This window comes from Leptolyngbya sp. FACHB-711 (assembly GCF_014695615.1).
In the GTDB taxonomy this organism is placed as follows: Bacteria; Cyanobacteriota; Cyanobacteriia; order Elainellales; family Elainellaceae; genus Leptolyngbya_A.
In genome coordinates this window covers 1-6,821 of sequence record NZ_JACJOR010000090.1, presented here as the reverse complement: position 1 = coordinate 6,821, position 6,821 = coordinate 1, and the positions used below count along the sequence as shown (strand labels likewise).

Below are 6,821 nucleotides of genomic sequence, written 5' to 3'. Positions count from 1 at the left end.
ACCAAAGAGTTTCCAGCTTTGGAACGGCTGACCTGAACGAGGACACTCCTTATGTTTTTCGCCTGGAAGCCGCAACCACACCTATTGAGCAAGAAGCTCTGATTCGCGCTGCCTATCGGCAGGTGTTTAATGAGCAGGAAATGCTCCAGTTTAACCGTCATGTTGCGCTGGAAACGCAGCTTAAGAATCGATCGATCGACGTGCGCGATTTCATTCGGGGACTGGCAAAATCTGAGCGGTTTTATCAGCTAGTGGTTGAGCCAAACAATAACTATCGCCTGGTCGAAATCTGCCTGAAGCGATTGCTGGGTCGTGCTCCCTACAATAGCGAGGAAGAAATCGCCTGGTCGATACAAATTGCGACGAAGGGCTGGCATCAGTTTGTTGATGCGCTAATTGACAGCGAGGAATATACTCGCACCTTTGGCGATATGGTCGTTCCTTATCAGCGGAAACGCTTAAGCGATCGCCCCTTTAGCTTTACGCCTCGCTATGGAGCCGATTACCGGGACAAACTGCCCCAGCCAAAGCCATACGTGCCAACCCCTCGGTTTGAGCTGGATTTCGATCGACCCTTTGACCTGGCTCGATTCCTAGCAGGGATTAACTGGGGGCGTGTGAGTGGAGTGCTGCTGCTGCTGGTTCTGGTTTGTACGATCACGCTGCTCGCCTCCAGTCTGACAGGAGCAATTGGCTAAAGCCAGAGAAGCGGCTAAGGCTATTCATTTCGCGCCATTCCACGGGATAATAAGCCAAGGGACGCTGCGCCGCACAGCCCCAAAATGAGATAACCCGATTTTGCACATCACGATTACACAAGGGAGATCTAGCATGGCATTGCCCTTGCTTAAATACAGACCAACCACACAAAATCACCGTGTTGAGAGCTTTGGCACGGCAGATCAAAACGAAGATACACCTTACATCTATCGCCTTGAGGATGCTGCCTCCGCTTCGGAGATGCAGGAAGTGATCTGGGCTTCCTACCGTCAGGTGTTTAGCGAGCATCAAACGCTCAAGTTCAACCGTCACTCTGCGCTGGAGTCTCAGCTCAAGAACCGGGCGATTACGACACGCGATTTTATTCGTGGCTTAGCCAAGTCTGAGCGGTTTTACAGCCAGGTCGTTGAGGTCAACGATAACTATCGTCTGGTCGATATCTGCCTGAAACGGCTGCTCGGTCGTTCTGCCTACAATGAGGACGAAAAAATCGCTTGGTCGATCAAAGTGGCAACGCTGGGCTTCTATGGCTTTATTGATGCACTGCTCGACAGCGAAGAATATACCCAGGCATTTGGCGACAACACCGTGCCTTACCAGCGCAAGCGGATGGAAGGTCGTCCGTTTAATCTAGTGACTCCCCGCTACGGTGAGGGCTTCCGCGAAACCGTAGGAACCGTCAAGACCGACTGGCGTTTTGTGGTGGAGAAGTTTTACAACCGCAAATTCCAGGAGCGTCAGTTGCAGGAAGGCGATCCGCGCAAGTATCGCGACATGGCATCTTCGATCGGTGCAAAAGGGAACTATTCCCAATCTTTGCGGGCATCGGATATCGACTACTTGAACAAAGTGCCCTACCGCGGTAAACGCTAAGGTGTTGCGTTGAACTGATCACTCGCCGATCGTTCTGATTATTTATTTGCTGGGTCTGGCTACTCTCTAGATTCGATCGCCTTTTGTAATCTACAGAAGGTTTTTGAGTCAGGGAGCAGCGAGACCCAGTTCTAGTTTTAGCTCTAGTTTAGAGATTTGCAGCAAATCACAAAAAGCAGCAGACCTAAAAAAGGGGCAGTTGCCCCATTCATAAATCACAAATTGCACGGATCAGTAGAAGGACAAAATCAAACCCAAACAAATTTATTCATTAGGACTGGTGGTGCATTTGCTGATCGATGTAAAAATTTAATGCTTCTCGTCCCATTTGTTTACCAATGCGTGACCAGAGGAATCCTCCAGCAAGCGGGGTTACGAGCAGCGTAATGATCCAGGCAAACACGGTTGATACCCCAACAGTCATGAGGGTGGCTGCCAGCCCAACCCCTATACCCAGCAAAACGCCCGCAAAGGGAAAAGCTACCTGAAGCCGAATCCAGCGCGAGAAAGACCCAACATTGGGGTTTTTGTACCAGCGTCCCATTTCGGCGCGAACCGATGCAGCGAAGGCTAAGCCGGATGTGAGGCAAATAAATAAACCGGCTGCCAGCAGAAAATAGGGAGGTTCGGAGAGTTTGGCACTAAAGAAGTTTTCAAGCTGATTAGGGTCAACAAAGGAATTCATAATGCAATACCAACACAGCAAAATAAGGTTGACAAAGGCAGAGTGAAAATTTCAATGGGGTGGGCAGCTGTTCACTAACCCACCCTGCTTAGACCCGTGAGCGATCGGTAATTGCTGGCTGTTCTACTTAGATTCAGCACTTCAGATCAACCCACTGAACCAATCAACAAAACACAACAAGCGAAAGAATTAATCCTGAACCATCCGCTGTTTGTTTTGTTGTCTTTTTTAGAATCTGGAACCCGGTCGCGTGGATTCAGTTTCACGATGGACAGTTGCCTGACGAGATTTGCGCGTCAAGCCAATTAGTCCCAGCAGACCGAGTAAGCCTAACCAGCCCAGGTTGTTATTTCGATCGCCACGGACGTTTCGATAGGTCGTGGTCGTCGTGGTTGTCGTTGGACTTTCAGTTACAGGGCTGGGAGAAGCCGTCGGTGAAATAATCACCGTGGTCGAAGAATTGCCGGGCGTTGTGCTGGTCGTGCCGGAGCCGGAAGTGGTTCCAGAGGTTCCGGTCGTTTCGTTCGTTCCGGGTATTCCAGAGGTTCCGGTGGTTCCGGTGGTTCCGGTACCTGTTGTGCCAGTCGTTCCCGTGCCAGAGGTTCCTGTATCAGAAGTGCCAGAAGTCCCAGAAGTGCCAGACGAACCGGGAGAAGTCAGCGTTCCGGTGGATCCAGGTGCGATCGAGGGGCTATTGGTTGAGCCGCCCGTCCCGGTTCCGGTTGCCCCAGTCCCTGTTGAGCCAGAAGTGCCAGAAGTCCCAGTCGTTCCTGGTGAGCCATAGGTGCTACCTGCTGTCCCGGCTGAGCCAGAAGTGCCAGAAGTTCCGGTCGTTCCTGTTCCGGTCGTTCCTGTTCCAGTTCCAGAGGTTCCAGTCGTTCCTGTTCCAGTTCCAGAGGGTCCGGTGGTTCCCGTAGTGGTTGCCGTTCCAGAGGTTCCGGTGCTACCTGCACCACCTGAGGTTTGTGCCAGCCCAGTAGTTGTGAGCGGAAATGCGAGTAATCCGATCGCAAACGTACTGACCCAAACTTGATTTTTTAGATTCGTTCGATTCATTGCTGTCTTTTTCCTCTTGTCAATCTTCGTATCAATCGCCGGATTGATTGCGGTTTAGTTCAGCGATTTGATCGACGCACAAATTCCTGACTCAAGCTGAAAATTTGCCGATACCGCAGCTTTTTCACGTTGAATTAAAGTTCAACCTTTCTACGATTGCAATCAAAATAACAAAACCGATCGCCTCATACGTCTACCGAGAGAACTGCATGGTTAAGCGATCGGTTATATCAAAAGGAACACTACTGTACACCAGAGCGATGTACTGATAGTTGAGCAAGGGAATTTACATGTCTTCTACGGAACCCTCGACTCTAGAAGTATCTAGATTGCGCTCTTCGCTGCGAATGCGCTCACTGCCGCGGAACACCTGAGTTTGCAGTGCAGGCGGCATTTCTGTGCCCAGTGCTGCCGCAATTTGCTCAGGCGGCTTATTTCGACTGTCAGCTCGCAGGTAGTTGCCGTCGTGAATTGCTGAAATTGGCTTCATTTTATGGGTGGTGGTGTAGTAACGATGCGTTTGACCTTTCACCCCACGTTCCTGCACCGTTTCTGCCGAAATTTTCTTTCGCAGTTTGATGATCGCATCCATGATTGCTTCTGGGCGCGGCGGGCAACCGGGAATATAGACATCGATCGGCAAAATCTTGTCTGCTCCACGAATCGCTGTTGGCGAGTCTGCGCTAAACATCCCACCTGTGATCATGCAGGCTCCCATCGCGATCACGTATTTCGGATCGGGCATCTGCTCATACAGGCGCAGGGTCGGCTGTGCCATCTTCATATTTAGCGTACCTGCCAGAATGATCAGGTCTGCCTGTCTCGGAGAAGCTCTGGGGATCAGACCGTAGCGATCGAAGTCAAAACGCGAACCAATCAAGGCAGCGAACTCAATAAAGCAGCAGGCGGTTCCATACAGCAGAGGCCAAAGACTCGAAAGTCGCGCCCAGTTGTGCAAATCGTCTACGGTCGTCAGAATGACGTTTTCCGAAAGCTGCGTGGTGATACTTGGATAGGTGGCGGGATTCACAATCAGATCTGAGCCACTGGGTTCAGACGGTTGACCCGATCGAGACGGATTGGTCATCATAACTGCACTTATACGCAGAGAGAGGCGATCGAAAAAACGCAGATGACTTCCAGCAGTCGCTCGCTTCATCGCAAAACTAAAAAGCAAGACTTAACCACGGATAGGCAGCCGCCTCTCTACCCTATTTGCTATGTCCGGGTTTTACCTTCTATCCAAAGGGGTAGTTCCAGCCTCAGCACAATGCGAACCTGTTTCTCCATTAGGAGAATTGGACTGAAACTCAAACGCTTCAACCAGTTCCCAGGGTCCACCTTTGTAGTACCACAGCAACAGCCCTTCACCAAACCCGCTCAGCGGTTGCCACGCTCTTGCAGCCTGTTCGTATTGGGGTTTAGCCACCTCAGGCGAAACCTTGTTTTGAATCGTGACGTGCGGCTTGTACTTTTGCCGATCCTGCGGCGTTAACTCTGAGTGCCAGTCCGCCATAAGCTGGTGCTGCAACTGTATTAATTCGGGAGCCTCGATCTCAGCCGCAAAGCCCCTGCCAAGAAAGCGCAGCGTCGGAAAAGCCAGGGGAAATCGAGCCGTATTCGCACAGGCGATTTGCAGCGTCTCGCGGATGCTGGTTTCCTGATTCCCGGGGAGGGCATGAAACAGCGTTACGTGGGCAGGCAAAAAATTGCGATGGCTGGGGAAATATTCCTGTCGGAGTTGATTGAGCCGATCGAAGCTAGCGGAATCCAGTTTGAGCGTTAGCACGAGCGGCAAGGCATCGATCGCGCCGGCAGGGAAACTGCCTGGCATTGCCTGCTGATTAGAATCAGGGGCATAGAAGATAGGTTGATGAGCCATGTTGGGAGGAGCTTTTGCTGAAATTGGCTAGAGTGCTTGAACCTTGAGTGCCTGAACAGTAGTTGCTCAAATAGCTGCTGCGCTGTAAAGCTTTGAACCAGTGTTTTCCAGAGAAAAGGATGATCAATCACCCAATCCTTACTTCACCAGCAAACTTTATTTCTTCTTTATTTTTAACGTTGTTTTTTACATTAATTCTGACACCGACATCACACCAGCGCTAATGATTACTCCTTATTTACGCAGCAGTTCTATAAGAGTGAATAAGCCTGTTGGAAGATGAAGCAATGCCTCTATAACCAGGGCGACATTAAAGTAAAACTCCTCATTCTTTAGGCTTCTCGAAGACAAGCACAGGTTAGAACTCTAGACAGACTGCAAACATCAAAACGGTAAACTAGGATGAACTCATCAATCGTAATTCGATTGCACCCGATTTCAACAAGTACGAAGTTAACAAGCACAACCTAAGGAGCTTAATCATGGAAACTCGTTCTACCGATCTACCCCCCGTTGCTAAGGCTTACAACCAGGTCGACCGCAATGCTTTTGTCTTCGGCTGGAATCCCCAGGCAGAATTGTGGAATGGTCGTTTAGCAATGATCGGTTTCGCTGCATACCTGCTGTGGGATCTGGGCGGTTATAGCGTCGTGCGTGACCTGCTTCACCTGTCCTAATACTTTGATTCGGGACTCATCAGATAGGGTGATGAAAGGTACCAGTTCTTTCAATATTGTGAACTGAAAAAAGTAGATTTGCGAAGCAATCAAAGGAAGAAACAAGTCAGTCTAGCAGGGTTGGAACGCAACTTTAATCTGGCTAAAGACCAATGACTTGCTTTATTGCTCTATCGCCTTTTGCAATTAGCAAATCCTAAGAAAGAACTGGTACGTCCTGAAGCAGAGCTTTGGTTTTATTCAACCTACAAATTTTGCTTATCGATCGCGTCCTTCAAAAATCATTGCCCTGAGTCTCTGACCGGAGAGGCAGGAAACCAACAGAGAGATCGCTAGTTTGATTGATTGCGATTGGCTTAGGGCTATGCTTAACTATTTATGTTAAGTTTTGTAAATAAACTCGAGCGATCCTTACAAGCAACCCTTGATAGAGACGAAATCTCCCTGGTAGCTATTCCAGTAGAGATTATTTCAGTAGAAATTGATTTGGTAGAGATTCAGTAGAGAAAGGAGTAGAAGATTGACTGGCGCATCGTACAACTATCCGCATCCAAGTGAGATTGAGCAAAAAGCCGCTTCCGAGTCATCGCTGGCGCTCATAATCGCGCTTGGGGTTATTGGCATCTGGGCAGCCAGCCTCATCGGTCTGCTCTCGCTTAATCTGAATCAAATCCCCGGCTGGGTTATCCCGGCAATGATGCTCTGGCAGATGTTCCTCTACACGGGACTGTTTATTACTGCCCACGATGCGATGCACGGCGCGCTTTTCCCATCGAATATTAAAGTGAACAACACGATCGGAACGCTGTGCGTGTTGCTCTACGGCTTATTCTCCTATAAGAAGCTGCTGAAAAAGCACTGGATGCACCACCACCATCCGGCTAGCGAACTTGATCCCGATTTTCACGACGGCAAGCATAAAAACCCG

The 6,821-nt window shown here is 49.7% G+C and carries 8 protein-coding genes; 4 read left to right on the top strand and 4 right to left on the bottom strand.

Going from position 1 to position 6,821, the window contains the following annotated elements; all coding sequences use genetic code 11:
* On the top strand, window positions 1-698 hold a 698-nt coding region (locus H6F80_RS02720), incomplete at its 5' end, for a phycobilisome rod-core linker polypeptide (protein WP_190790075.1).
* Window positions 699-831: 133 nt separating this feature from the next.
* Window positions 832-1,593 (top strand): phycobilisome rod-core linker protein CpcG4, encoded by a 762-nt coding sequence (gene cpcG4, locus H6F80_RS02715; RefSeq protein ID WP_190790074.1) that lies wholly within the window; start codon window positions 832-834, stop codon window positions 1,591-1,593.
* Between the two features lie 271 nt (window positions 1,594-1,864).
* Here the strand turns inward: cpcG4 and H6F80_RS02710 are convergent, their stop codons facing one another.
* The 4 genes from H6F80_RS02710 to H6F80_RS02695 all read right to left on the bottom strand — a co-directional run bounded on the left by H6F80_RS02710 (window position 1,865) and on the right by H6F80_RS02695 (window position 5,216).
* Window positions 1,865-2,278 (bottom strand): hypothetical protein, encoded by a 414-nt coding sequence (locus tag H6F80_RS02710; protein ID WP_190790073.1) that lies wholly within the window; start codon window positions 2,276-2,278, stop codon window positions 1,865-1,867.
* A 228-nt stretch (window positions 2,279-2,506) separates the two neighbouring features.
* A complete protein-coding gene (locus H6F80_RS02705) occupies window positions 2,507-3,334 on the bottom strand; it encodes a hypothetical protein (protein ID WP_190790072.1) in 828 nt (275 codons plus the stop codon).
* 286 nt (window positions 3,335-3,620) lie between these two features.
* Window positions 3,621-4,421: an NADH-quinone oxidoreductase subunit NuoB gene (nuoB, locus tag H6F80_RS02700; protein WP_190790071.1), complete on the bottom strand. Its 801-nt coding sequence runs from the start codon at window positions 4,419-4,421 to the stop codon at window positions 3,621-3,623.
* Between the two features lie 144 nt (window positions 4,422-4,565).
* Window positions 4,566-5,216, bottom strand: a complete 651-nt coding sequence (locus H6F80_RS02695; RefSeq protein WP_199296323.1) for a 2'-5' RNA ligase family protein — start codon at window positions 5,214-5,216, stop codon at window positions 4,566-4,568.
* Window positions 5,217-5,698: 482 nt separating this feature from the next.
* Between H6F80_RS02695 and H6F80_RS02690 the strand changes: the two genes are divergently transcribed.
* Both H6F80_RS02690 and H6F80_RS02685 read left to right on the top strand, forming a co-directional pair.
* Window positions 5,699-5,893 carry a chlorophyll a/b-binding protein gene (locus tag H6F80_RS02690; protein WP_190790070.1) on the top strand — a complete coding sequence of 65 codons (195 nt, stop codon included), beginning with the start codon at window positions 5,699-5,701 and terminating at the stop codon, window positions 5,891-5,893.
* A 520-nt stretch (window positions 5,894-6,413) separates the two neighbouring features.
* A partial coding sequence (locus H6F80_RS02685; protein ID WP_190790069.1) for a fatty acid desaturase occupies window positions 6,414-6,821 on the top strand: 408 nt, incomplete at its 3' end.

Bases quoted from the DNA above. Each gene is read 5' to 3' on its own strand.
- cpcG4 (WP_190790074.1), top strand. From the start codon at position 832: ATGGCATTGCCCTTGCTTAAATACAGACCAACCACACAAAATCACCGT.
- H6F80_RS02710 (WP_190790073.1), bottom strand. From the start codon at position 2,278: ATGAATTCCTTTGTTGACCCTAATCAGCTTGAAAACTTCTTTAGTGCC.
- H6F80_RS02705 (WP_190790072.1), bottom strand. From the start codon at position 3,334: ATGAATCGAACGAATCTAAAAAATCAAGTTTGGGTCAGTACGTTTGCG.
- nuoB (WP_190790071.1), bottom strand. From the start codon at position 4,421: ATGACCAATCCGTCTCGATCGGGTCAACCGTCTGAACCCAGTGGCTCA.
- H6F80_RS02695 (WP_199296323.1), bottom strand. From the start codon at position 5,216: ATGGCTCATCAACCTATCTTCTATGCCCCTGATTCTAATCAGCAGGCA.
- H6F80_RS02690 (WP_190790070.1), top strand. From the start codon at position 5,699: ATGGAAACTCGTTCTACCGATCTACCCCCCGTTGCTAAGGCTTACAAC.